This is a genomic window from Sphingobacterium sp. LRF_L2 (assembly GCF_965644235.1).
Classification (GTDB): domain Bacteria; phylum Bacteroidota; class Bacteroidia; order Sphingobacteriales; family Sphingobacteriaceae; genus Sphingobacterium.
Genome location: NZ_CBFFRI010000002.1, coordinates 468,370 through 495,082, shown reverse-complemented (window position 1 = coordinate 495,082; position 26,713 = coordinate 468,370). Strand labels below are relative to the sequence as shown.

The window sequence follows — 26,713 nt, the reverse complement described above, 5'->3', positions numbered from 1 at the left end:
TATTTAATATTAACTATCCAAGCTCTTTTGCAACAACGATTCCAACAGTCCCTGTTGTCGTTCCATTTCGTCTACTAATTTAAGCTGCACCTTCGTTCGAACCAAATTATGCGTAGGATAATTTATTTTATAATAAGTATCCCCGTTTAAATAATCCGTCAAAAATCGAACAGCTTGCATAAAAGGGAGAAGAAAAACACCATCTAACAACGAATCAAGCTCCGGCTGCGTCAAAAATTCCTTCGCCTGATTCAAATAGCCCACCGCAAAAGCCTCATATAATGAAAGATTCAACCTTACTTTTGCCAAATCCTGCTCATCTTCTGCGGCCTTATTAATTATCGTCCGGATCGCATCCCCAAAATCATAGGCGACCACCCCTGGCATCACCGTATCCAAATCAATCACACATTGAATCTGATCTTGTTGATTAAGTAATATGTTATTAAACTTTGTATCATTATGTGTTATACGCAAAGGAATAGTCCCATTCTCTATACCTACCCGTATTCGACGCATCCGGCTTTCCCTTTCAAAAATATACGTCAACAACGATTCTACAGCAACCTTTCTTTGCTTCACATCTGCCGCCATAGCTTTCCTCAGATTATTCATACGGAAATCGATATTATGAAAATCAGGCAAGACTTCGACCAATCCGCGAGCGTCCAAATCAGCCAATAATTTTTGAAACTCACCAAAAGCCTGACCAGCGGCAGCAGCCTGTTGCGTTGTTTCCACAATATCATAGGTCTTTGTTCCCTCCAACAAAAGAAACAGCCGCCAATAAGCCCCATTTTCATCCACATGATAGGCTTTTCCATCTAACGTAGAGAGCAAGGTAAGTGTATGGCTTTCCAGCCACTCCAAGCCTCGGTACGCAAGTTTAGCTTTGAGATGAGCGATAACCAAGCTCGTATTGTGCATCAAACCGTCCACATTCGGGAATATCGTATGATTAATGCGCTGCAAAAGATACTTCTTCCCTTCTCTTTGACCCGTTGTCACCCTAAAAGTGTCATTTATATGCCCTGAACCAAAAGGTTCAACAAGCTCGATATCTCCCTCTATTTCAAAGTGATCGGCTGCATTTAAAATACTTTTACTAAGCGTATTAAACATAAAGAAAATAAAAAGATAAAACGTAATTTGCTGATTCAGGCGGCAATATCATGAAATAATATCAAAGAGAAAAGCTTTCCGCGCACACAAACGATTGTTCTTTTTCCCTACAAGAGAAAGTTGAGCTAATTTTAAAAAATAACGCAGGTTTTTTCCAGAATAGTTCCCTTCCCAAAAAAGAATTCGTATTTTAGGATTCAAAACGCATTCTATGCTCACCGAGATTATCATAATTTTAGCCTTAATCCTATTAAACGGTATTTTATCCGCTTCAGAAATATCCATTGTATCCAGTAGAAAGGCCAGATTACAAGCCGCAGCTGAAAAAAACAACAATTCAGCTAAAATCGCATTAAAATTAAAAGACAATCCAAACCAATTTCTATCTACGGTGCAGATCGGTATTACGTTAATTGGGATATTAACCGGTTTTTTTAGTGGCGGAACCATATCGACCTATTTAAGCCAGGTCTTTAGCCAAGTTGCATTCTTAGCGCCTTATAGCGATCAACTGTCGGTAATACTCGTTGTCCTCATCACAACATACCTTTCGTTAGTGATAGGCGAACTTGTGCCCAAAAGGATAGGAATGGCTATCCCCGAAACCTATGCCTCGTTTATTGCGGCCCCCATGCAAGTTCTTAGCAAAATCGTCCGTCCTTTCGTTTGGCTTTTAAGTGTATCCACAGACGCAATTGTTCAACTATTGAATATCAAAGTCTCCAAAAACACCGTTACCGAAGAAGAAATCAAAGCCTTAGTAGACGAAGGCGTAGACAGTGGCGTCATTGAAAACTTCGAACACGATTTCATGGACAGGCTTCTGGTTTTGGGCGATAAACGCGCAATCAACCTTATGGTTCACCGCTCCGACATCGACTGCATCGATCTCCAAAACTCCTTCGAAGAGAACAAGGCCATTCTCCGAGGATCTGAACACACCGAATTTCCTGTTGTCGACGGAGGCTTCGATCAAGTCAAAGGTGTCATACATGTCAAAACCTTTTTAAAGAAATACATAGACGACGAGGCCATACATTTAGAAGAATTGGTACAGCCTATCCCTTTTGTCAATGAAAACACTTACGCCTATAACGTACTCAATGTTTTCAAAAATGCAAAAGCCCAACTGGCGGTTGTAATTGATGAATACGGTATCCCACAAGGAATTGTGTCGATCAAGGATATTGTGCGCACGCTGTTTGGTGAAATGGATGCTGATGATATGCAGCGTACAGACGCCCATATCCGAAAGCGCGAAGACGGGTCATTTCTTGTTGACGGAAGAATACAGCTGAGTGACTTTCTCAGCTATTTTCAAATCTACCTTTCCGAAGATGAGGAAGAGGAAATCAATAATATCACTACCCTAGGCGGACTTGTATTTCTCACGCTAGACCATGTCCCTGAGGAAGGGGAATATATTCACTTTAAAAACTACAAACTGGAAGTGATCGATATGGATGGACACCGCATTGACAAAGTACTCATTAGCAAATTGCCCGTGTTGACCAATAATATCACGGAAAATGAAGACTAATGCCGGTTTGGTCTAACGGAACGATGTGACAGTAGCCACAAGATCCTGTAGGGGAAGCACACCACTTTGCCGCCATACCTGTTCACCTGCTTTGAATAAGATCATTGTCGGCACCCCTTGTACACGATAGCTAGATGCCAAAGCATTGTTCTTATCCACATCAATTTTCACGATGGAAATCTCCTCCCCAAAATGGGTCTTTAAGTCCTGAAGGATGGGAGCCAGCATTTGACAAGGACCACACCAAGTCGCCGAAAAATCCACCAAAACCAGTGGATGTTTTTTTATGATTTCATTAAATGTTGCCATATTCTACTAAACATTATTCTGAGGTAAAAGTTCTTCTCAATTAATAAGGAATCGCCAGCTCTTCCAAATCCTCTATATCACCTTTAAACATATTTAAATCAACGTTCCCTACGATTCCACTCACGGCTCCCCGTTCTGAAAACTGCCAAAAATCCCAATGCTTTTTGGGTTTATCGACCCAAAAATTATAATTCGCTATCCACAGCACATAATCCGAAAATTCCTTTTCAAGAAAGTCTGTAAAATAGCTATCGCCAGAATACAATATCGGTTTGATCCCGTAGTGCCCTTCCACTTCATCCAACCAGCGCTTCAACCCTACCTTTAGTGAATCCATAGGCTGTCTACGAGGACGTTCTTCGATATCCAATACCGGTGGTAAATCCCCAGGTTTTAACTTCACCGTACGAATAAAATTACGGGCCTGTTTTTTCGAATTTTCATTCGGTCGGAAATAATGGTAAGCCCCCCGCAACTTCGTACGGCTCTGCGCAGCATCCCAATTTTCATCAAAACGGCGATCCACGCCACGTTCCCCCATCGTCGCACGGATAAAGACAAAATCTAACGGCACCTCATCGTGAATGGTGTTCACCTCAATCCAGTTGATTCTACCCTGATACTGCGAAATATCTATACCGTAGATATAGTCATCATGTCTCGCCATCAACTCCAAGTTACGCAAGCCATGTTCATTAGCTGTATGTGTTTCCCCATGATCTTCGCCGTATACCCACTTTTTAATGGAATAAGAAAGATCCGTACGCCAAACAATAATTCCTCCCAACAACACAACAACAGCAGGGATAACAATACTCCATACGAGAAACTTACGATTTTCGTCGGGCACAGTTTTCGGCTTTCTCTTGACAGTTCTCTTGGATTTTGCCATATTGCGGTGAAAATAGCGAATTATTTTTTATTAGCAATTTAAAACATAAAACTTCCATATGCGCGTCTACAACTCCAAGGAATGGTTCACAGCCACGGTCTTTTTCCACCGCAGCGACACCTTCCGCAAGCTCACCCCTTTTCTTATTCTTATGGCGTTGTATTCATGGGGAATAGCCTATTGGGAGTTAGAATACCTCAAGCTATCTGAAAAAAGCTGGATTAAGAACATTACAATGGTACACAGTCTATTGGGTTTTGTACTCTCATTGCTGTTGGTATTCCGCACGAACACGGCCTACGACCGCTGGTGGGAAGCCCGAAAGCAATGGGGCACACTGACAAACGTCAGCCGCACCTTGGCCTACAAACTCAACAGCTTTATCGATGAAGAAGACAAAGTAAGCCGTAGTTTCTACCGCAAAGCCATACCGATGTATGCAGAGACCCTGTTCAACTTTTTACGCAGTGATTACACCAAATTCATGCTCGATGAGAGGGAACATCCCGAGTTGAAAAAGCTAGACGAAAAAAAGCATGGACCAAACCAAGTTGCTTCATTAATTTTCAAGAAAACAAATGCACTTTACAAAGCACAGCAGATATCCGGCGAGCAGTTTATAATTCTGAATGATGAATTACAAAGTTTGACGAATATATGTGGAGCCTGCGAACGTATCAAAAATACCCCGATTCCCCTTAGCTACAGTGCATTTATTAAAAAATTCGTAATCGCATACTCCGTCACACTTCCGATTGGCTATGTTTTCTCCATGGGCTATTTTGTAATCGCAGCGGTGCCATTCATATTTTACGTGCTTGCCTCGTTGGAGCTGATTGGAGAGTCAATCGAAGAACCATTCGGCGTAGATGCAGACGATTTACCTATAGACAAGATCAGTTTCAATATAAAAAAGCACGTTCATGAAGTGCTAGAACCCTAATAAAAAAATAATCTACCTCATTTTCAACAGGTAAAAGCATAGGACAAAAATAAGTTTTGCAGAACAGCTCAGAATTTCTACTTTTGTCGCGGAGAGTTGGCAGAGTGGTCGAATGCGGCAGTCTTGAAAACTGTTGACTGTAACAGGTCCGGGGGTTCGAATCCCTCACTCTCCGCCAAACAAAAGCAGCTTTTTTAGCTGCTTTTGTTGTTTATAGAACGGCTAAATTTGAACCGAAGCGCGGACCGGGGTTCGATCCAAGGACGGTTCAGGGATAAGGTGTAGAACTATGCGGCTGAACCAATCCCTCACTCTCCGCAAAAAATAAAGCCCAATAACATTCGGGTTCTGTTTTTTACACGGATTTCCAAACGTATTTTTAAGAGTAGATCTGAAAAGGATGCCATGGGAATGGATTATACGATTTTACATCTGCCATACGAAAGAAAATATGAATATTATATCCAATCAAGGTTATCATCCTTGGGAAGAAGAATCAAGAATATATCAGATCGCACTCTAAAATATGACAAATCAAAAAACAAATCCAGTCGTTTATTTTGAAATACCCGTCAACGATATGCGACGAGCTATTACCTTTTACCAAACGGTATTTGGTTTCACCTTCGAACAGGAAGAATTGGATGGTTATGATATGGCATTCTTTCCGCTCAACGACAATCAGCCCGGCATCACAGGAGCACTCGCCAAAGGCGATGTGTACCAACCCTCTCACCAAGGGGCGATACTGTATTTTTATACAGAAGACATCGACAGCGCATTGGAAAATGCCTCTCGTTTAGGATCACAAATATTGTATCCCAAAACAATCAATACAGATCATGGTTTTGCTGTCGCCGAAATCGAAGACAGCGAAGGAAACAGAATTGCTCTGCGACAGACTATTTAACGACAGGATTTTATATAAAAAAGAATGACACAAAAAAGCCCCTATCGATCTAAAATAGAGATCTTAGGAAAAAAGGCACAGTTTTTTATAAATTATGCGAACAACAGAACCGGCTTAGGTTCGCCCCCGACAGATTAACAATGAAGCGGTCATCCTTCAAAATCACCACAATAATGATCTTTAAAAAGAAGTAAAGCCTCTTTGGGGTAAAGTATCTGGGGACAGTCTTTTGTTGTTTAATTCGAGTTTTTTTCCATATTATCCTAGGTGACAGATAAACTTGCCAAATCTTTCTTTTGCCGTACTTCCTATGCACATGTAAACGATGGTATCATTAGCAGTTGTAATAAGGTTCAGGAATACGAACTTTTTTATGCGTTAGCTGTTGCAATTCCTTTTCAAATTGGTCAAAGTAATGCGTATTTTCCGTATAGACATATAGATCACTACCTGTTTTAAGATGCACCATAAAGTCGGCATATCCTGGACCTTTTGCGGGTAATATATTTTGAAACGTAAAATGATCAATCGCTTCAACATCTAAGATCAGCGCCGTATCCGTTCCTACAAATCCAATTTTGTTATTCAGACGATCTATCCAAATACCACTTTTTCCTTTTAATAAATCTTTTACTTCTGCAGGAATATGTTTGATATTGCCATTATCTAGGTGACTAATGTTAATATCTAGTTTTTTGTGCAAAGGAAGAATCGCAGAAATTTCCATTTGCTCTTCGTATGCTTCATTATCCAAGAAATGGTCGTAGGCGCGTGTATTGTAAAAATGAAGCGATGTACTGCCATCATCGTAACTATATTCATCGTACGTATAGCAAATAGATGCCTCTATGCCTTTTGCAAAATTAAACCGCAGATAACATTGGTCATTTCTTTCATACCCATATTCGTCGACATCTATCTCTTCGTTAAGCCATAGTTTTCGTAGTTGTTGATAGCTTCTATCGGTATTTGTATCATCGTATAGATTGATGAAATATTCTTGTATAGGACGATTTGAGAGTGTATTTTCTACGTACAATTCAAATCCTTGAATCACGATTTGTTCGATACGAACAGGATACTTAAATCGCAAATATCTAGCTCCAAAATCTGTAAAGTAGCTTTCTACCAAACCCGATGCTTCCAACTCATCATGTGTCGTATCCCAAGAGAGCATCCGTTTGGGTTCTGCATAAACTTCATAACCAAAATCTGCATCAAATCGCTCTTCGTCGAGTATTTGATAGTTTTGAACCATTTTCTTGGTCCAAATTTTCACTTTTTCATCCTCTTTTTTTTCTCTACAAACCCTTAAAAAAGTGTCGTCATCAAAACTAAAACGATGAGATAGATCGTGATACACCTTCTCAAAACCTTGTAATTCTGTGGAGATATAGTGTTGATGATCGGCAAAAACAAACAAGTAAGGAACTCCTCCCAAAACTTGCACATAAGCATATTTTAGTGTTCTAAGATCTGCTTTTTCTATACCACCTATGTCTTTATAAAAAAGCGTATTTACTTCTATCCAAATTTCTTCTTTCGTATCTATAGTTTTCATTCTTTTATGCTGATACTTTGGTGCTTTCATCCATTCTTTGAGATATTTTAAAACCTCAATCATGCTGTAGTCTGGTTTTAAACTCTTCTAAAGTGGTAATTTAATTATCAAAAAAAGAAATAGCAAGTCTGATGCCGAAACACATGTTTGTATTCAAGAAAAAATTTCATTAAATCTTTTCTATTATATTTTCTTATCGATTTTAGTTGACTTCCTTCATTTACTAAATGGAAAGTCATTTTTTTCACTTTGTTGACATCCCCTTATCAAGGTGATAAAAAAGTATACTAAAACGACGAACAGAATCTCCTTTATCGGCTATATTTTGGCACAAAATATACCTAATCGATCCAATAGCAATCCACAAAAACGACTATTTTAAATAAATTTCATTTCCGTTGCTTTATGAATTAAGGATGCCGAATTGCTTACGTTGAATTTTTGCAATAAATTTCTTCGGTGACTTTCCACGGTAAGTGGGCTGATAAACATGAGCTCCGCAATCTGTGGAGTCGTCTTTCCGTTTGCCATGAATTGCAGTACTTCTTGTTCTCTTTGCGTAATTTTGGGAACGGTGCTGTCAAATCCCTTCATAATCGACTCCACGTCTGCACTGAGGATACTAGCACCTTCCATGACGTCTTGAATGGCACAGATCAGCTCGCTGGCAGAAACATTTTTAAGTAAATACCCTGATGCACCTGCATCGAGCATACGCTGTACAATACTACCTTCGCTGACATTGCTAATGGCTATCACCTGCGTGTTTGGGTACATTTTTTTTATAGCCACCGTAGCATCGATCCCGTTCATATCCGGCATATTGATGTCCACCAACACAACATCTACCCTGTTGCTTTGAAGAAATTGCAGAGCCGCCGTTGCCTTGTCGAACGAATCCAATAATTTTATCTGCGGATGATCCCGAAGGATAAACTCAAAGCCGTTTAAAACCAGAGGATGATCGTCTATGATCATTACTGAAATCATCGTATTCATAGCTGTCTTGTTTTTAATTGTTCATGAGCTTACTATTTTCCGTGATTTAGCGGGTTGGTATCTGGATATGAAAAGAAGATCCCTTGCCAGGGTTGCTGTCTATTTCGAAAAAACCATTAAGTAAAGCCACACGGTTACGGATATTTTCCAGCCCCATTCCACTATTTTCGTCCCCTTGGATGCCTGCTACAAACCCTTTGCCATTGTCTTCTACCGATAGGTACAACACATCCCCCTCTTCAGCACACTGCACCCATATTTGAGCAGCTTCGCTGTGTTTCAGTGCATTGGTCAACAGCTCCTGCACAATACGGTATACCGCAATCATCAAGGGGTGAGGATAATTCTCTTTTAACGCAGCAGAATGGAAATCAATCATTACGGCGGGCTGCGTTAATCCCTTGCATAAATCTTGCAACGCATCGCGAAGACCACGGTACAGGAGTGTATCTGGCATCAGATTGCGCGAAATACGACGGAGTTCATTTACAGAACGGTCATGCTGTTGAATAATCGACTGTAGATTGCTAATCGTAGAAGCATCTACTCGATTCCCTTTCAAGGCGTCTGTTACAGCCGAAAGTTTCATTTTCACATTCGCTAGCATCCCTCCCAATCCATCATGCAGATCTCTGGCTACTCGAATCCGTTCTCGTTCCTCACCTTGCAACATCGCGTTGTAGAGATTTAACTTTGTTTCCTGCTGATGAGATTTCAATTCCTCCTTTAGCAACAGTTCTTTTTGTGCTAAGATTTTTTTCTTGTTTTTTTGCGTATAATACCAGCCAAAACCAATCAAAAACAGCAAGATGCATACCGCAATAGCAACCATCGTCAACGTACGGGATTTCTGTAAGGCAATCGATTGTTCCTGATGTTGGGATTTAATCTGCAATAGTTCCTTTTCCTTTTCTGTATTTTGGTATTTCTGCTCCAATTCCAATATATACGTCCTATTATGATCTGCAAATAAACTGTCAGATACATCCTTGTATGCTTCATACCAATGGATCGCCTCTTTGTATTGGTTGAGTTCAGTAGCGGTGGTTGCAAGATCGTGGTAGACCATTTGTTTATTGGCAAAAGAGGCCGATTTTTCAATGTAGGGAAGCAGTTCCAATAGTTTGTTCTTCGCCTCTTGCTGTCGTTTATTCTGTTGATAGGCTTTAAACTGATCGTAAAGCAGCGCGGCAATAGATGCATCATTGTTTATTTTTTTTGCAAAAGCCAATCCTTCAGAAAAATGTTCTTCCGCTTTTGCAAAATTTTTCATAGCAGCATGATAACTGCCTGCTACCGTATGGTAATTGGGCATGTAAGCAGAATTGGGAACAACCGTAGCTGTAAAGGCAGCCGCATCTAACATCCTTTTAGACCGATGATAATCCTTATCATACAAAGCGTTTCTTGCTGCATTGACATACAGCGTTAATTTCTCCTCCGATGCGTTATTTTTATTGCGCAGTAGATCCAACGCTTTATCGTAGTATTGATTGGCTTTATCGTATTCCTGGAGATTCATCAGGTTTATCGCTACGTTTTGATAATTGTTCCCGAGAAGCGTACTATCTTTCGCCTGCTGGGCCAGCGGAATAACCTTGTCCAGTAAAATCTCCACATACTCATGGGCCTTGCCTTCACGTTGCAAAAGAGCGCCATAACTGCCCCAAAGACGCGCTCGGTAACGGTAGGCCTTTGGTATTTGATCAGTTTTAACATCTTCTAGTAGGCGATCAGCTTCCATATACAAGTCTTTGGCCTTATTCGGTTCCTTGTCAAAATAAACGGAAGCACGATAAAACGCTATTAACCCCTGATAATAAACTGCTTGTCTTTTTTCTTTTAATAGATTTTCCGCTTCAGCGATATAATGAAAAGCTTTAGAGCTGTCGTGATCAGACCAGAAGAAACTTAAATCCAATAAGGCAACAGCTTTATCTTCCCGATTTCCGATCTGCTTCGCAGCCTTATACAGACTGTCGCTGTAATGGGATAGCTGACTTTCAGTCTGCCCATACGCATGGGTTGATAGGACTAAAAAATATAGAACTATAAAATGGAATATTCTCAAAATACGTAATCATTTATCTATAAGTCACGGGAATATACGAAAATTATCGCCATACCATTTGACCTCCACCCGACTCAATCTTATCTTTTCCTTTCCAGATAACAGGAATCACTCCGGGAGAATTGGGTTCATTTGGATCTACATTGTACTGCTCACCGTCGTTGGGAATAATCTTCAAGTACCACGAATAGCCAAAAACTCCAGTTTGACGGTAATGGCTTCCAACAAGTAGATATTTTCCATCTGGCGAGAATAGCGGAACGGATTCGTTGAAATTACTGGTTGTCACTTGTTTCAAATTGGAGCCATCGATATTCATCGTATGCACGTGGTTTGCAATCTGCATCGCAAGCTGGGTGCCTGCTTGATTTACAGCCAGCTCGCCCCAATCCTGATAATTCATTTCTTTGACTAAGCTCCCTGAATTATATGGCGGTGCAAGGCGGATAATATACTTTCCATGCGTGAGGATAAAATGATTATTTGGCAACCACAATACGCTTACATTAAACTCGATAGGCTCTCCGTTGATATTTGTAATTCGGGTAACAAATTCTCCATTTCTTTTTAAGATGGTAATACCATCTTCCTCATCATTGGACGTTACTGCGATCAACGTATTATCGGGTGATAGGTAACCTTTGCAATAAGAATTGCCTGCAGGACTGTTATAAATAAACTCTTCAACAACATTGCCGTTATTGATGTCGCTGATCGTAAATCGAACATCATATTGCCCGATCGTACTCGCGTTGACCACGGTTAATTTCCATTTACCATCCCTTGAAACGTCAATGTTATTAAGCTTGCTGTCATCCGGTATAAAAGAACTGCCTGTCCCATCCGGTAAACTTATCTTCAGTATACCTTCGCTAGCCCAGTTGTAATAGATCGTTCCTTTCAAGTCAGCAGGGTACATTCCGTTGACTCCCCCCACATCGTTACCATCATCTTTAGAACAGGCCACAAAAAATAGAAAACACAAAATGCAAAGCCCGATTGTTGTCCTGATTTTTTCCATATGGATTATGTTTTATTACTCAACTATCAAAATTAATAGGGAACGAGAAACTTATCAATCCACGAAAACTAGGGTTTTTAGAAATGAGCTTGGGAAAATGTGGTAAAAGCCAATCCCCCATTTCCCGCAAGCAAATCAAGTCCGACGACAGGCGGGCTCTGTTATTTGTAGGTATTTCAAAATCTTTTTGAAGAAATAGTATAAAAAAAACAACGAGCGGAGCAGATTACTTTATTTGATTTAGCCTCGAAGTACGTATTTGCAACAGCCTTCGCATAAAAGCATAATATTCTTGAATCTGTAATAATGTTGATACTTCTTCATAGTAACCGAAGGCAATTTCGCTAGGTGTTAGCTCAAAATAAGTCTTTGTAATCCAACGATAAAATCATGTAGATTTCTTAAAGGAAATCAATGACAGAAGTGGTTTACGCAGATATTTATAGAACTGTTTGAATGCGAAAGATACAAACACCGTTAAAAAATTGGCTACTACACCAGTGTATCCGATTTTGGCAACAACAATCGTACATACGCTGTTTACGACAAAAAAATAAAATTATCACAGTATTCGCAATTAGAGGTGTGCAAAAAGAAACTAGCATAAAGAAGACTTTGAGGTCATTGATCAGCTATGCGAAAACAAAGGCATTTCATTCTACAATATAACTTACTATATTAAAAAGTTGGCCGAATTATTGCTGTAATTTAAAAAGCTCAAGACATAGTTTGCTGTAATTCTTTCTCTTTTCGTATTAAACCATAATATATACAGAAATTCGAAGTTTTCATTCATTGCCCAGGGTAGAAGGAAAATTTAATCTCTCGAGAATGGTATATAAAAATGATGTAATGGTATGCGATGATAATTTTGCAATATTGCATGTTATAGAATTAATTCTTCAATCGCACGATATTGAAGTAAGATCCTGTATAAATAGTTCAACTTTAATAACCGAAATTACTAAGGAATGTCCCAAATTATTAATAATTGACCTTTGGATGCCTAAAATGTCAGGTGATTATATCGTACGAAAACTAAGAAATAATCCAGATTTTAATGATCTGATAATTTTATGTATGTCCGCAAGCCTAGATGGTAGAGACGTCGCTACGAAATCCGGAGCTGACATATTCATTTCCAAACCTTTTGACATGGAAGATCTGATAAACGTTGTTAACAATGTAATGAAATAGATTAATGAATTATAAAGATTATACTAAGTAGTTCTAGATTTCATTTTCTTGTGATCCTTTTTTGAAAGTATCTCTTTATACAATTATGGATAGAAACGAAATACTGTTGTAAACCTATTTCATATAGATGAAATAGATCAGAAGTCGCAAATAGTCTTAAAAAAACTATTCGATTCTACGCTCTAATCTCTTAATAGCATACTTATTTATACACAAAAATCACCGTCTATTGTCTTTCTCTTTTTCGTTTGAAAATAAAATAGACAATTATCAGGCTTGAGAACATCAGTATGGATGCCAGTACGAATGGCGCACCCGAAAATTGAAAAGCTACATCCTTTTGTGTAAAATAGGAAAACAAACCCGTCATGACAGGCGGACCGACGATTGAAGTAGCGCTCACTAAGCTGCTCAATGTTCCCTGAAGCTCCCCCTGTTCATTTGAGGGCACATTTTTAGTCATAACAGATTGGAACGCGGGGCCGCATAGCCCCCCAAGGCTATAAGGAAGAAGAAAGGCAAACATCATCCAGCCCTGCCCAGCAAAGGCAAACAGCAACAAGCCTAGCGCATAAAAGAAAAGACCGTAATATATATTCTTCTTTTCGCCAAATCTAGGCATTGTCCAACGGATAAGAAAAGCCTGTACCAATCCCAATAGTAGCCCTAGAAATCCAAGCGAAATCCCCACCATTCGTCCATCCCAACCAAACTCATACATCGTAAAAAAATGCCAATTGCTCTGTACCGCGTGCAGTCCTATATAAGTCAATAACATAGCTGCCATTATACCCGATATCTGGGGATGTCTTCCTAAAAACTTAAATAATCCTATCGGGTTTGCACGCTGCCAACTAAACTCCCGACGCTTTTCCTTATCCAGACTTTCGGGCAGTATAAAATATCCGTACAAGAAGTTTAACAGACACAGTCCCGCCGCTACGTAGAACGGCACTCGAGCGCCATAATGCCCAAGAACCCCGCCAAGTACAGGGCCGATAACAAAGCCAAGTCCAAAAGCAGCTCCGATCATCCCAAAATTCTTTGCTCGATCTTCATCCGTAGATATATCAGCAATATAGGCACTTGCTGTCGACATGCTAGCACCAGTCAAACCGGCAATAACCCGACCTACAAAAAGCCAACCGATAGCAGGCACTAGTGCCAAAAAGATATAATCTAAAGCAAAGGCGAACAGGGAAATTAAGATAATAGGCCGCCTACCATACTTATCGCTAAGATTACCAACGATGGGTGAGCAGATAAACTGGGTAAAAGCATATGCAAAAGCAAGCCATCCACCATATATCGCCGCCTGACTAATATACCCACTGCAAGACCGACTTACCGGTATGTTGTTTTAGAAAAGTAGAAAGATATTGCGGCGTCAGATGTAGCTTATCCGCGTAGAAACTCACCGTACGCTCCGCATGTGCATACTTTGAAATCAACACATAAAACTCGTCAATAAGTTCATGCGTACGGCTTTGTACCACACTGTTCTTTTCCGGCCGCACAGCGTATTTCTCCGCGATCATCGATACCAGCGCTGCAACTAGATATTGTAGCATTTCTGTTTTTTTACGACTTGTTGTTTTCTTATAAAAACGTTCCAATAGACGTATTAAATCCTCTTGGAGATTTACTTCTTCTGCCGAAGGCCTAATGATCGGTTGCCAACGTACATAATCATTCATCACAAGCTCCCGCATCATAGTGAATCCAGAGATGAAGTCTGACGAAAGTCCGACAGTTACAATCTCGGCATCGGGACTTAATGATTTGGTATCTATCATGAGCTGCGGTTGCAAAACAGCAATATCTCCAGCCGTAACTTCATATTCCAAAAAGTGAAGCTGTACCTTCATCGTTCCGCGCATCAAAAAACCCAAAAGTAAACCATCAAAAAGACGGCTATTGGGTTGAATTTCGAGATCCGGGCTACCTCCCTGTCGAAAAATGACTATCCAGTCCATTTTGGTAGACGGATCTATATTATAAAGCTTATGAATATTCTCTAGAGTCAGGTGTAACGCCATTATAAATTCCGTTGAGCAAGTATTTAAATTTCACAGCATAGGCCATGATCTCAGTTTTGATCAATATACTCTATTGCCTTTCTGATCCACATATCCCCTCCTCCTTCCACATCCTCTACTTTCTGTACAATAGGAATATCAATTTTTACCCCTACCCGTTGATTAAGTCCCCAATTCGGATAAAATGCACCCGCCATAGTATATACAAATCTTATTCCCCGCGGCAAAAAAGAATTTTCGGTCTGCGGTAATTTAGCGTCCCAATGGAGGTACTACACTATTTTAATTCTCATATACTGGCATTTATCATTCAATTTTCCGTCAGCCCCCCAGAAAGCATTAGCGTGGTTCGCTGCCAAATAAAAATAACCATCAGCCCCCCAAAACATAGCAGCCTGCTGTTCATTCGGCATCCAGTTTTTAAAGCTCGCATCCATAACCTTGTTCAGCTTATTATCAGCAACAGTATAAAGCTCCAAATCAGCCGTAATCTCGTAAGGGTTTGCATAAATACACAGTACATACTTCCTGTCCGGTGAAACATAGGGATAGTCCACAAAGATATTCGTTTCTTCACCACTGGTCTTATCAACAAAGCGATAGTCAGCGCTTTCCCAATAGGATCCCATAATAAGGTAGTGATTCAAAAATGCTATTTGCCCCACATACTGAAACTCCTGAATATCAGCTTCCGCATCAGGCTTATCAACATAGGTTACCGTTTTTTTATCGCAAACCAACTCAATGACACCATTAGTCTTTCTATGCGCGGCAGTATCCGCCAGTAGAAAATTCACAGCAGTACTCTTCTTACTGTCAAATAGCGCCTTATTGATTAGTTCCAACTGAACATGTTCGGTAAGCTGTTTTCCATTTTCATAGGTTTCGGTTTTTTGATTTGCGCTCAGTAAAGAAACAATATTAAGATCCGAAGGAATGAGTGTTATCTCATCGATTGCGCCCGTTTGACTTTTTAACACATACACCTTCTCCCAACCATTACTTTCGATCTCCTTACCATCTTTCGAAAATTTTCGGGTAACTCTATCCCTTACCCCAAGCCATTGCTCCGTCTCTTCAATAACATCCAAACGGGTTCCGAACGCATAAACCCCTAGAGATTTCGCCTCCTTATTGGCCTGCTGCTTCATTGCTGTTCCATTTCGGTCGATGACATACACCGTTCCAATCACTTCCGTCTGATCATAATCGATCGGGTTGCCCATATTGTCATCCATTGGCGTTACCGTATCAGCAAGTGAATCCTGAACAACATGCGTTCTCGTTTGTGCATTGTTGTTACAGCTAAAAAATACAAAAAGCGATGCCAGATAGACAAAATAGTTCAATTTCTTCATAAAGAGTATTATTAACATACCCGGAATTTACATTTCAGCGGCTTTCGAAACTAAGAATGTGCCATCTTGAGAACAAGATTAAACTGCAAAAATCAAACTTACAAAGTCACAATAACAACCTTATTATGAACAATTTAATAAAGATATTTTTACTTCCCAAAGCATCCTGCCCAAAACCGGATATTTTTAAAAATAGAAAAATCTAACGATACTTACAGAAGGAATACAGCATATTTTTAGAATAAATTTAAACAGGAAAATCCTCTTAGCAGCAATACAAGAATAGAAAACCTATATTTCCACCATTCAACAACCGTTACAATCCAGTTTGTAGCTTAGCCAACCAACTACATATGTGCTAAACAAAAACAGCAACGTAGGTCACCTCTTCGATAATCGGATGTACACGCTCCAGCGTACAGCAAGTACCTGACAAACAGGCTACCCTAAACATCTACCTCATAGCCGCACAACACAGTAACTCCTATGAAGTATGGAAAAAATGAGATCTCCCCAAGAGCCTACCGCAGCGCAGACAACTGAACTTGAAAAATCAGGGAAACTCGCTTGTACCGAAACAAAAAAAGTAACCTTAGTCGATGGGAAGATAACGGTGCCAATCGAACTAGCAAGACAGGCCGTGGCTTTGGTCAAAATAGACTGGTAATCATCTCATAAAAAAATGAAAAAAAAATCGATTTTTGGAAAAACCAAGAATCGATTTTTTTTCACGAACAACATGCACGACTAAGTGCTATATCAAGTCTACAATGATTTAAAACCCCAATTAAATCAGGACTGTACAGGATGCCAAAGCAAAAAAATAAATCTATATTCACTGCACGTAACCAATGAGCGCAGGGAAAAGTGCGGCAATCTAGCTTATTATTTAGTCATTATTATAAACCTTTAAACAAAAATTAATGAGAAAAATCATGCTTAGTATGGTACTTTTATGGATCAGTGCCACTGCATTCGGACAAAGTATGGATTGGAGCTTCCTTGCTTCAAATCCCGGTGTTACCTATGTCGATAATACCAAATTAAGTTTCACCAGCACAGATGGTCTATTGAAAGTAGAGTATGAACTCGTAAAATCGATCAATGGCGACAACATTCTGTATTACGACATACAAGTGAGCCCGCTGTCCGGCGACCCCGTAACATCACTCGAATATCATGGCTACAGCGAAGGTTCTATTTATGAACCCACTGAACTAACAACACTTTGGGATAATTACGAAGGCTCACCTTTATCAGGCAGTGTCATACTCCCTCAGAATGACCCAGAAACTTTAAATCTTGTCGTCAATGTTACCACATCATCGAACATAAATCAGTATTTCGGACTTTTTACTACTTATTACCCCAATTAAAACAGCATGAAAAAAATAATTTTTAGCATCCTCCTTTTATGGATCAGCACGACCGCTTTTGGACAGACTATCGACTGGTCAGACTTCCACTTTTCAGCTCCTCCGGGAGGAACACTGTACCACGATAACAGCACACTCTATTACGACTCCGGAGATGGAAAACTCAGTTTTACATACGAACTATTACATGATGGAAGAACATTAAATTATGAAATAAACGTCAATGTACCTACATCTTCTTCCAACTACTGGTTTTACAGCGGAGCATACGAAGACGATTACATGGGCGCTCAGTTCTGGAACCTCGATTATCCTAGCTATGCACTAGGCACACAAACCTTTTCTGGCAGTATCTATTTGGACTACACAGCACCCACTCCTGTAGGATTTCATACCGGAATAGAAACAACAAGCGGAGCATGGGAATCATGGGGCGGACTCGTCTTTGCTACTTACTATCCACCCAACTAAAGATTGTTCATGTTGGTAACAGTTACAAAGACGGCCAATTGGCCGTCTTTGCTATTTAAAAATAACAGCCCTAGAAACAGCACTCCTTTATTATGATGGTTCAAAACACGTAAACAATGTCATTTATCTATTTGACAACAACGAATACCTGGCATCTGCCCTCCTTTTCAAATCGAGTCCTTCAACTCTGGGCGAAGATGTTGCAGAATTCTACTTAGAACGATACGATCTATTAGGCAGAAGCAACAACGTATACTATTTCACGGGAAGGGATCTTGAAACCCTCGTCGGTATCACCATTGACAGCAAACTCGGATTAATAGGCTCATATGAAAACAACACACTCAGAAGTAGATCAATCTCAAGCCAAAAAGGATTTTAGCACAAAAAGGGCGTTTCAAAAATTGAATATCTTAATAAATACATCGATTAATCTAAAAGAGCGCCTCTGTTGTCTGAGACGCTCTATATTATTTCTGACAACGAACCATTACGTTAGGGTTTATCCGACATCACTACCAATGATCTGAAAAACCGCTCCTTGCTTTAACATCAATACATCTTATCATTGAAGATTTCTTAACGAAAGTACGCTAACGACACTTTGGGTCCCTGTAAATCGCAACCTATCATATTATATAACTTATACTCGAATAGAAGAAATGTAATCCGTTGAAAAAAATCGTTTATTAAAACGAAAATTAGATCTATTTCTAAAATAAAAAAGTTAAGAGCGGCTGTTACAAAAACCTGATACCAGCAAAACATTCAGGAATATCTGTATAATATATCACTTCTTTTTCTTACTAAACACATTTACCGTATCTTTTGACGGCGTATCTTTCTCTTTTTGATAGGAAGATTGCGTTTTTTCTTTTGTGCTTTTTACTTTTTTCTGATCTTTGCTCATGATGAATAGATTTAAATTTAATGGTCTAATTTTCTTCAACGTCGTCCTTACATTGAAAATTGGTAAGCAAACATAGGGAACCGACGCATATTATTCGTTTTTGAAGGTCCAGAATGCTACGTGCTTTAAAGAGAAAGGGATTATATCCGATCTAAAAAATAAAACCTATCGTTTTATTTCTATATAATCCGCCCAAAGGGTTAAGTAAATGCGGATATTCTTTTTAAAGGTACAAATAATAATTGATATTCAAATAATTACACCTGCTCCTACATTGCTAGTTTTCTTTTCGTTGAGTGTAAGAACACATAATTAACCTGGCCATAAGATAGCTCACCGTAGATTCTGCACCTTGATTAATATTAACAGCATTTTCCTCCAAGCCATCGAAGCATCCGCCAGTTATGGGATTGTAAACTATTTGTCTAATATTGTTACGACCTAGAAACCAATCGAATGCAACATTCAATAATTCCCGATAGCGGTAATTGTCACTTTCCCTATAAAAGCGGTCAAGTGCTATTATAGTATATGCAACATCAATAGGTTGCTCTCCCCCTAGAGCGTTATTAAGTGGCTTATCGCGGTATGCCCATCCTTTGTTAGAAATTACCCGTATTCCGTCAACTCGTACAATCCGCTCAAGCAGAAAATCAAATGATTTATAGGCAATAATCTTATACGTTGACTTTCCAGTAACCTCATAAGCACAAAGCATAGCCTCCGGAATTGCACTGTTAGCATAAGTAAGGTATGATTCATACCAATTCCACTCTTCTCTGCTTTCATGATTAAACATAGCTGCTAGCCTATCAGCAAATACTTCGACATACTTGTCGTAATCAGCTTTCTTACTACAACTCAATCCTTTAATAATAAAGGCCATGGCCCTTGGAGAATTATAACGTAGAAAGTTAACTGAGGAACGTTCCGTGAGGTCTGAAGCAAGTTTAGTCAATGCCTCAGGCAGTATATCCGACATTCCCAAAAGTTCTCCCAGCGCCCAAATGGCACGTCCATTCGCATCTTCTAGGTTCTCCTCCTGGTTCTTCGCGAGAAAATTGCCAAACTTATCTACATAGTTCAAAAATGTTCCATCTTCTTGCAAACAGCGCGCAATGAAACAAAGGTATTTGTCTATTACGGCAAGATCCTCGTACGACTCAAAAAGCTTATAATGATGTAACATTGCTATAAGTGCACGAGCATTGTCATCGAGAGTATAGCCACTTTCCAGATTAGGGGAACAGATATGAGCGAATTGCACAAGACCAATATCTGTAGTCATTCGGAAAATATGATCCAAATTTATTGGGGGAAAGGAATAAATTATATCCCGTTGCCCACCAACAAGATTTTCAAATATATCTACATGTGCCACAGCCACATTCTGCCAAGAAGTGGTCACCATATTTCGAAGATTAATATGACGAATTGTTTCCAATTGCTTCGTATCATCCAGAATTTGATTCACTGCACTAGCCAACTGTAGAGGAGCATCAAAATCTATCATGATACCCATATCTGCATTTAAAACTTCAAGAGCATGCGGTATAGGTGTTGACACAATTGGACACCCTGTACTCAGTGCATAGGAAAATGTACCGCTTACAGCCTGCCATGGATCTTTAGAAGTAAAAAGATAAACATCTGTAACCAGCAAATAAGAAAGCAAATCTTCTGTCGCCAAAAATTCATTTACAAAGCGGACATGCCCTGAAATACCATAAGTCTCTACTAAACCTTCAAGCAACGTTCTGTACCGCTCACCTTCTTGTTGCAACAATGTCGGATGTGTCATTCCTAATATAAGAAATATAACTTCAGGAGTTTTTTTTATAATTTCAGGCAAAGCTTCCAATGTAGTCTCGATACTTTTCCCTGGTCCCAAAAGACCAAAAGTGCTAAGCACCTTTTTACCAACAAGGTCATATCGATGAAGAATATCATTCTTATCCGTCGCCGGAGCTAGATGTGTGCCATGTGGGACGATAATAACTTTATCTGGATTGATATGATAGTCATTAACAAGGAGTCGAGCTGAATCTTTAGTCATCACAATCACTTTGGTACAAGCATTCACTATAGCCTGTACTTCCTCCAGCATTTCTTTGCTTGGAGCAGGAAGTACCGTATGGAATGTCAAAATGATATCTTTTCTTATTTGACACAGCCATTCATAAAAAAAATCTTGTTGCCCTCGGAATAGACCAAACTCATGTTGAATAAAAAGCAAATCAATGTCCGCAGATGAATTCAAATGCACCAACAAGTCATTAAATGAATCCTCCTCTGAGATGTTAAGAACGTAGTCATGGACAAAATCATAGACGAATTTGTTAGCTTCGTTTTCAATTGGAACAGGGATCAGTTCGTATGCATGGAGAAACTTATCAGAGATCGCCGTCATGAGATCTGTAGTATACGTTGCAATTCCACAGGCGCGTGGCGGAAAAGTAGACAGGAATACTATACCTTTTTTTTGTGTAATTGTCATCTGTTATGTTAGATTAATATCCTGAAAACAAACATCCTGCATCTTCACAAGACCTAGCTACTTAGGGATATTTATAAATAGATAAAATAAGAATCACCGAATATCAAAATTGACAATCTTGACAAGATTCATAAAAAAATAAACTTGTCCCCTATTTAAAAACAAGGGAAAGTAAATGGATAAAAAGTAAGATTAATGTAATACACTTTATCCTTCGATCAAGACATAAAATATGCTAAACAAAACTTTCAATTCTATAGATGGTCGAACACTGGAATATCAAGTTTTCTGAACTTATCCCTAACATAAAATAATTCTTCTTCAGAAATAATTTCACCATACTGCATTGAGCGTGATCGCTTAACAGTAAAAAAATATTCAAAAAGTTCCTCTTCTGTTTTATCTTTTACTTCAGGAAACTGACTTTCCAAAAGCTCTCGGACTTGGTCAATATAAATCAAGACCTGCGACTTGCTAATTGCTTTCATATGTAAATAATTATTTATAAGTGTTAGATTTCATTGGAATAAATGAGCTCGTTTCACTCGGTTTGCAATCATGGACATTTCATATTTTGTATCGGAAATCAAATGTTATAAATCATAATTTCAAGAACAGTAATGCAAAAAGTGAAAAGGCACTCGTGTCTTAAAAGCGTAGAATAAGCAGCTAGTATCAGGAGTGTAGTTAAGTCTAGATATGGAGCTGCTAATGTAGAAAAATAGAGGCGGGTGAACGAAAAAGCCGTTCAAAACGGAGAACGGCTTTTTACACTATTTGCAAGAAAATTTTAGATCAACTTAACATTTACTGCGTTCGGGCCTTTCTGTCCCTCTTCTACATCGAAGGATACATGGTCGTTCTCACGAATATCCTCTGTAAGTCCCGTGGAATGTACAAAGATCTCGCGACCTCCCTCCGTTGGAGTAATAAATCCGAAACCCTTAGTTTCATTAAAAAATTTCACGACACCTTCTTTCATGATGATTAAATAAATAAAAAAAATAATTAACTGATGTAAACATACGATAAATTATTTAATAAAAAGTTATAAAACATTTTATTACTCAGCAATGACATATAAAAAAGATGGAGAAAATACCACTCTACTTTCATGTTCATTAAGATATTATCAACATATTTTCGTTTTACTCATTAAATTGAAATACGACAACCTCTAAGCATACAAGTAAAAGCACTTCATTTACACTCGTTTCAAAACCTTATAGTGACTACATTTCCGCGCAGAATTATCGAATAATTATTTTATTCACCTGAATATCTTCTTTAGCAAAACAAGGCTGTAGAAAATAAAATACATTTTTTATTATTTTTTCTAAAACAATTAGTGACCTTCATTGTTATCAACTAAGCTTATGAAAATTATACTTTGGGGAGTCCTCGTGCGGAGTGGTAGGGGGATTTTTTCACCCCACTACGCTGATTCATATTAATCCTGAAAAACAAACTTCTAATATTCTCAACGAGTAAACTTAGGTAAAAAATAGATCAAGAGTTCTTATTTTTCGAAACGGAACGTATCAAAACTATCTCGAAAATGACCCAAAAGAACTTCCACAAACTTACTTAATACAAAAGCCTTCATATCTTCATTAGGTACATACCCACCTCTCCAATGCCGCGTAGAAATCAATAAATTGTCCGTTCCGATCTCCGGTACCAATAATACTTTCTCCGACCATAGTTTAGGCGTGTAGTTATAGCAGATGCCTCCATTATCTCGATCGATTACCGTCCATGTGTGCAGTTCTCCCGATCTCATCGCGGGCGTTATCTTATTGTACAAATTCAAAGCGTCAATAGTAAAGATTGCTAACTTCATACCGTTAAAAGTGTAATAATAAACTAAAATATAAAAATAAAGTATATTAATAAACAATAAACGTAGAAATAAATTTCTTCGTATGGATAGAAAGCGGTGAACTATTCAATGAGCTACCCTTCAGCCGTTTATTTTTAGCAAACAGTTACAGCAAGACAACATCTTATCGGATTTTAAACATGGAGATTCAAGGATAATTATCAACAAAAAAAGCCCCCTTACAGTCGGGCGACGGCAAGGGGCTACAAACCAATTATTAACCTAAAACAAATATAGGTTTTTTATTCAAATTATTTTGCAAAAATTAAAAAAAGAATTTGTTATCCGATTTTTTCTATTCGGACAACCTTTAAACGATGGTGTGAGATAAGATTTGCTCATAAGCAATATTCCATGCAAACATTCTATCAACACTATTGTTTTATTGCTGTTATTGTAAGAACTTAACCGCATGAAAACCAATATATTTAAGCATACTATAGAGACGTAAATCGCACGCTAAATCCTCATTAACCTTATGAAACTGCATTTAAAAGCCAATAATTATTATTTCAAAGAGATTCTAGCCTTTCTATTCCTTATTCTAGCAGCTTATTTTTTCCGTAAACAGTATGCAGAAGTTGCCAATGCAAGGAAAGTAATCGAGCAAGCACAACCGCTGTATGTCGTTATAGGATTACTTGTTACGCTGATATACATTCTTTTACAAGCCTTTATGTATATCTATTCCTTTAAAGCTGTGCGCTCCCCTATCCGGTTGACAGAAGCCTTGCGCCTTTTTCTCAAACGGAACCTTGTCAGCGTGTTTCTTCCCGGAGGCGGTGTCACTTCGCTCGCTTTTTTTACAGAAGAAATCGAGCGCAAAGGAATCAGTAAAAACAAAATAGGCTTTGCTTCCTACATATTTGGCATGGCAGGCATTGCCTCTCTCGCTTTTGTAGCCTTGCCTGTCATTGCCTATCTAAGTCTTACAAAGAGTGCCTCATCAAGTACATGGACAGCACTCATCGGTTTATGTAGTTTAATCGTCTTACTTATTTTAGCAACCTACTCGTTTATACAAAAAGGATTTGTGTACAAATTACTCTACCGTATTAGTCCACAGTTTGAAGTATTAGCAAACGAAATCAGGCAGGGAAAATTTCAAAAGCGCCCCTTAATTTACACTTTTGCTTGCTCTATTGGCGTTGAAGTAGTCGGCATCTTACACCTGTATATTGCCATGCAGGCACTAGGCGTACCAGCTTCTGTCGAAAGTTGTGCAGCTGGTTACATCATTGCGACCCTATTTTTTGCGATATCACCATTTTTGAGAGGCTTAGGTGCCGTAGAAATATCATTAATATTGGTACTTCAATCTTATGGTATGTCGCAAGTCGAAGCCCTATCGGTAACCTTACTCTATCGGGTATTTGAATTTTGGCTCCCCTTACTGGCGGGCATCGCCGCCTTTTTCTTCGTCCGAGGGAACATCATCTTACGATTGCTCCCCGGGGTTTTACTGGCGCTACTGGGCTTCGTCAATATTATTTCGGTACTCACCCCTCCCTTCAGAGATCGCGTGCGTCTTCTCGAAAACTTTCTTCCCTTAGATCTTATACATTTTTCATCCGTTGCCGTATTAATTTTAGGCATCCTATTGCTATGCTGTGCTGCTTTTCTCGTGCGCGGATTACGTAACGCATGGTGGCTGGCCCTACTGTTCGCAAGCTTAAGTTTCGTTGGAAACATCACCAAAGGAATTGATTACGAAGAAGCTTCCTTGGCTTTATTTACTATAATCGTCTTAGTATTCACCCGCAATAACTATCGATTAAAGGGCGACCCGCACTTGCAAAATTTTGGGATACAAACCTCCCTTTTTATTTTGCTAGCTGTATTGGTCTACGGAACCATTGGATTTTACTTGCTAGACAAGAAGGATTTTAACGTAGACTTCTCCTTCTGGGAATCGATCAAAAGCACTTTTCGAAGTTTTATTTTACTCGATCCAGATCCCGAACCAGTCACACGCTTTGGGCTAGGTTTTGTACGTTCGATCAATTTCCTCGGCGGAATATCGTTAGCCTTACTCGTCTATGTATTTATTAAGCCCTTTATTTTCCACGTCACACCCTTGGAACAAGAACGCGCGCAAGCCATGCAACTGTTGCAACGCTTTGGCCGAACAGCCGATGATTACTTTAAAACCTATCCCGACAAAGCGTACTTCTTCAGCAAAACAACAAGTGGATTTATTGCCTATAAAACATCTGGTGGTTTTGCTATCGTTCTTGGCGAACCCGTTTGTACAGACGATCAACAAATCATTCAGCAAGTCATAGCCGAGTTCGAACGTTTCTGCTTCGATAATGGCTTAAAAACAGCCTATTACAAAATAGCCGAAGATAGGCTATCCATTTTTCAATCTATCGGAAAAAAAGCATTACCACTGGGCCAAGAGGCACGCCTGCATCTGCCTTCGTTTTCGCTGGAAGGCAAAGAGCGAAAGTCGCTCCGAAATGCGCTCAACGCACTGCAGAAAAAGGGATACAGTGCGGTCGTTCATGCTGCCCCTATCAAAGATGGACTCCTTCAAAAACTAAAACACGTGTCTGACGAGTGGTTAACAAGCATGGAGCGAAAAGAAATTATTTTTTCATCAGGCATGTTTGATTGGGAGGAACTCAAAACACAAACAATAATCTGTATTGAAAATACAGATGAAAAAGTCGTTGCTTTTTTGAATATTATACCCGACTACGCGCCAGATGAAGGAACCTACGATCTAATCCGAAAAACCGAAGATGCACCGGCAGGTGTCATGGATGCGTTAATCGTTGCTATTATCGCCGAGCTCCAGTTGAGCGAAAAACAATACCTCAACATGGGCATGGCAGCCATGTCTGGAATCGACAAACCGCAAGGATTGCCTGAATGGGTGATGAAATTTGCATACGAACGCTTAAGGCAATTCAGGCATTACCAAGGGCTCTACGATTTTAAAGATAAATTTGGACCGCAATGGGAAACAAAATACTTGATCTATGAAAATCATTATGACCTAGCCTCCTTGCCCTTGATTCTTTCGAAGATCATGAAGCCATAATTAAAAAACAAAAAGCACTATAAATAAAGCATTTATAGTCACCGTTTTTTGTATATTTAAGATATTAAACAGTAATACTATGAAAAGTGTCGCTATTCTATTCGTCTCCCTATTGATTTTGTCTTGTAACCAAGCAAAAAAAACGAACCAGACTGAAAATACAGCATCAACTACCGAAAACAATGAAAGTTTAGATTGGCTGGTCGGCAATTGGAAAAGAAGCAACGAGGAAGCCGGCAAAGAAACATATGAATATTGGAAAAAAATCAATCCAACCCAATATTCAGGAATTGGATTTACGTTGCAAAAAGGCGACACAATAAGTCAAGAAAAAATGGATATCATCGAATCTGATGGAAAATGGAACCTGTTTGTAAAAATGCCAGCTGAAAAAGAAGCCACAAAATTTATGCTCATTGAACTGAAAAAGAATGGATTCACTTGTGTAAACGACTCTATAGACTTTCCGAACAACATTCAATATTGGATGGAAGGAGAAAAGTTAAAAGCCAAAATTTCTAACGAAGAAATGGAGATCCCCTTTGATTTCGTGAGAATAAACTAAA

The 26,713-nt window shown here is 39.1% G+C and carries 24 protein-coding genes and 1 tRNA gene; 10 read left to right on the top strand and 15 right to left on the bottom strand.

Annotated elements, in window-relative coordinates:
* Positions 1 to 9 precede the first annotated feature (9 nt).
* Complete coding sequence (locus ACSZOX_RS05480; RefSeq protein WP_437918805.1) at positions 10 to 1,122, bottom strand: phosphotransferase enzyme family protein; 1,113 nt, start codon at positions 1,120 to 1,122, stop codon at positions 10 to 12.
* Between the two features lie 211 nt (positions 1,123 to 1,333).
* Between ACSZOX_RS05480 and ACSZOX_RS05475 the strand changes: the two genes are divergently transcribed.
* A complete protein-coding gene (locus tag ACSZOX_RS05475; RefSeq protein ID WP_437918804.1) occupies positions 1,334 to 2,662 on the top strand; it encodes a hemolysin family protein in 1,329 nt (442 codons plus the stop codon).
* A gap of 12 nt (positions 2,663 to 2,674) precedes the next feature.
* Here the strand turns inward: ACSZOX_RS05475 and trxA are convergent, their stop codons facing one another.
* Entirely contained in the window at positions 2,675 to 2,971 is a 297-nt protein-coding gene (gene trxA / locus ACSZOX_RS05470) for a thioredoxin (RefSeq protein ID WP_437918803.1), read from the bottom strand.
* A gap of 40 nt (positions 2,972 to 3,011) precedes the next feature.
* Complete coding sequence (locus ACSZOX_RS05465; protein WP_437918802.1) at positions 3,012 to 3,863, bottom strand: glycoside hydrolase family 25 protein; 852 nt, start codon at positions 3,861 to 3,863, stop codon at positions 3,012 to 3,014.
* A gap of 58 nt (positions 3,864 to 3,921) precedes the next feature.
* On the opposite strand from ACSZOX_RS05465, the gene ACSZOX_RS05460 reads away from it, so the two are divergent.
* The 3 genes from ACSZOX_RS05460 to ACSZOX_RS05450 all read left to right on the top strand — a co-directional run bounded on the left by ACSZOX_RS05460 (position 3,922) and on the right by ACSZOX_RS05450 (position 5,716).
* Entirely contained in the window at positions 3,922 to 4,806 is an 885-nt protein-coding gene (locus tag ACSZOX_RS05460; protein WP_437918801.1) for a bestrophin family protein, read from the top strand.
* A 90-nt stretch (positions 4,807 to 4,896) separates the two neighbouring features.
* Positions 4,897 to 4,984, top strand: a tRNA-Ser gene (locus tag ACSZOX_RS05455).
* 348 nt (positions 4,985 to 5,332) lie between these two features.
* Entirely contained in the window at positions 5,333 to 5,716 is a 384-nt protein-coding gene (locus tag ACSZOX_RS05450) for a VOC family protein (RefSeq protein WP_437918800.1), read from the top strand.
* Positions 5,717 to 6,050: 334 nt separating this feature from the next.
* Here ACSZOX_RS05450 and ACSZOX_RS05445 read toward each other — a convergent pair whose 3' ends face one another.
* The 4 genes from ACSZOX_RS05445 to ACSZOX_RS05430 all read right to left on the bottom strand — a co-directional run bounded on the left by ACSZOX_RS05445 (position 6,051) and on the right by ACSZOX_RS05430 (position 11,368).
* Positions 6,051 to 7,340 carry a hypothetical protein gene (locus tag ACSZOX_RS05445; RefSeq protein ID WP_437918799.1) on the bottom strand — a complete coding sequence of 430 codons (1,290 nt, stop codon included), beginning with the start codon at positions 7,338 to 7,340 and terminating at the stop codon, positions 6,051 to 6,053.
* Positions 7,341 to 7,655: 315 nt separating this feature from the next.
* Entirely contained in the window at positions 7,656 to 8,276 is a 621-nt protein-coding gene (locus tag ACSZOX_RS05440) for a response regulator (protein ID WP_437918798.1), read from the bottom strand.
* A gap of 46 nt (positions 8,277 to 8,322) precedes the next feature.
* The gene (locus ACSZOX_RS05435) at positions 8,323 to 10,347 is read right to left on the bottom strand and encodes a tetratricopeptide repeat-containing sensor histidine kinase (protein ID WP_437918797.1); all 2,025 of its coding nucleotides are present in this window, start codon (positions 10,345 to 10,347) and stop codon (positions 8,323 to 8,325) included.
* 43 nt (positions 10,348 to 10,390) lie between these two features.
* Positions 10,391 to 11,368, bottom strand: a complete 978-nt coding sequence (locus ACSZOX_RS05430) for a hypothetical protein (protein ID WP_437918796.1) — start codon at positions 11,366 to 11,368, stop codon at positions 10,391 to 10,393.
* Positions 11,369 to 12,199: 831 nt separating this feature from the next.
* On the opposite strand from ACSZOX_RS05430, the gene ACSZOX_RS05425 reads away from it, so the two are divergent.
* Positions 12,200 to 12,565: a response regulator gene (locus tag ACSZOX_RS05425; protein ID WP_437918795.1), complete on the top strand. Its 366-nt coding sequence runs from the start codon at positions 12,200 to 12,202 to the stop codon at positions 12,563 to 12,565.
* Between the two features lie 226 nt (positions 12,566 to 12,791).
* On the opposite strand, the gene ACSZOX_RS05420 is transcribed toward ACSZOX_RS05425, so the two are convergent.
* The 4 genes from ACSZOX_RS05420 to ACSZOX_RS05405 all read right to left on the bottom strand — a co-directional run bounded on the left by ACSZOX_RS05420 (position 12,792) and on the right by ACSZOX_RS05405 (position 15,962).
* Positions 12,792 to 13,874, bottom strand: coding sequence for a TCR/Tet family MFS transporter (locus ACSZOX_RS05420; RefSeq protein WP_437918959.1), 1,083 nt, complete (start codon positions 13,872 to 13,874; stop codon positions 12,792 to 12,794).
* Between the two features lie 10 nt (positions 13,875 to 13,884).
* Positions 13,885 to 14,541, bottom strand: coding sequence for an AraC family transcriptional regulator (locus ACSZOX_RS05415; protein ID WP_437918794.1), 657 nt, complete (start codon positions 14,539 to 14,541; stop codon positions 13,885 to 13,887).
* Positions 14,542 to 14,654: 113 nt separating this feature from the next.
* Positions 14,655 to 14,801 (bottom strand): hypothetical protein, encoded by a 147-nt coding sequence (locus ACSZOX_RS05410; RefSeq protein WP_437918793.1) that lies wholly within the window; start codon positions 14,799 to 14,801, stop codon positions 14,655 to 14,657.
* Positions 14,802 to 14,876: 75 nt separating this feature from the next.
* Positions 14,877 to 15,962, bottom strand: a complete 1,086-nt coding sequence (locus ACSZOX_RS05405; protein ID WP_437918792.1) for an SH3 domain-containing protein — start codon at positions 15,960 to 15,962, stop codon at positions 14,877 to 14,879.
* A gap of 493 nt (positions 15,963 to 16,455) precedes the next feature.
* Here ACSZOX_RS05405 and ACSZOX_RS05400 point away from each other — a divergent pair, with 493 nt between their 5' ends.
* The 3 genes from ACSZOX_RS05400 to ACSZOX_RS05390 all read left to right on the top strand — a co-directional run bounded on the left by ACSZOX_RS05400 (position 16,456) and on the right by ACSZOX_RS05390 (position 17,809).
* The gene (locus ACSZOX_RS05400; protein ID WP_437918791.1) at positions 16,456 to 16,629 is read left to right on the top strand and encodes a hypothetical protein; all 174 of its coding nucleotides are present in this window, start codon (positions 16,456 to 16,458) and stop codon (positions 16,627 to 16,629) included.
* Positions 16,630 to 16,885: 256 nt separating this feature from the next.
* Complete coding sequence (locus tag ACSZOX_RS05395) at positions 16,886 to 17,338, top strand: hypothetical protein (RefSeq protein WP_437918790.1); 453 nt, start codon at positions 16,886 to 16,888, stop codon at positions 17,336 to 17,338.
* 6 nt (positions 17,339 to 17,344) lie between these two features.
* Complete coding sequence (locus ACSZOX_RS05390) at positions 17,345 to 17,809, top strand: hypothetical protein (protein WP_437918789.1); 465 nt, start codon at positions 17,345 to 17,347, stop codon at positions 17,807 to 17,809.
* 1,187 nt (positions 17,810 to 18,996) lie between these two features.
* On the opposite strand, the gene ACSZOX_RS05385 is transcribed toward ACSZOX_RS05390, so the two are convergent.
* From ACSZOX_RS05385 to ACSZOX_RS05370, 4 genes are all read right to left on the bottom strand, one after another.
* Positions 18,997 to 21,216, bottom strand: a complete 2,220-nt coding sequence (locus ACSZOX_RS05385) for a glycosyltransferase (RefSeq protein WP_437918788.1) — start codon at positions 21,214 to 21,216, stop codon at positions 18,997 to 18,999.
* 254 nt (positions 21,217 to 21,470) lie between these two features.
* Positions 21,471 to 21,704 carry a hypothetical protein gene (locus ACSZOX_RS05380; protein ID WP_437918787.1) on the bottom strand — a complete coding sequence of 78 codons (234 nt, stop codon included), beginning with the start codon at positions 21,702 to 21,704 and terminating at the stop codon, positions 21,471 to 21,473.
* 302 nt (positions 21,705 to 22,006) lie between these two features.
* Positions 22,007 to 22,198 carry a cold-shock protein gene (locus ACSZOX_RS05375; protein ID WP_437918786.1) on the bottom strand — a complete coding sequence of 64 codons (192 nt, stop codon included), beginning with the start codon at positions 22,196 to 22,198 and terminating at the stop codon, positions 22,007 to 22,009.
* A 537-nt stretch (positions 22,199 to 22,735) separates the two neighbouring features.
* Positions 22,736 to 23,059, bottom strand: coding sequence for a hypothetical protein (locus tag ACSZOX_RS05370; protein WP_437918785.1), 324 nt, complete (start codon positions 23,057 to 23,059; stop codon positions 22,736 to 22,738).
* A 517-nt stretch (positions 23,060 to 23,576) separates the two neighbouring features.
* Between ACSZOX_RS05370 and ACSZOX_RS05365 the strand changes: the two genes are divergently transcribed.
* The gene (locus tag ACSZOX_RS05365) at positions 23,577 to 26,147 is read left to right on the top strand and encodes a phosphatidylglycerol lysyltransferase domain-containing protein (protein WP_437918784.1); all 2,571 of its coding nucleotides are present in this window, start codon (positions 23,577 to 23,579) and stop codon (positions 26,145 to 26,147) included.
* A gap of 79 nt (positions 26,148 to 26,226) precedes the next feature.
* Positions 26,227 to 26,712 (top strand): DUF6265 family protein, encoded by a 486-nt coding sequence (locus ACSZOX_RS05360; protein ID WP_437918783.1) that lies wholly within the window; start codon positions 26,227 to 26,229, stop codon positions 26,710 to 26,712.
* The last annotated feature ends 1 nt before the right edge of the window (position 26,713 follow it).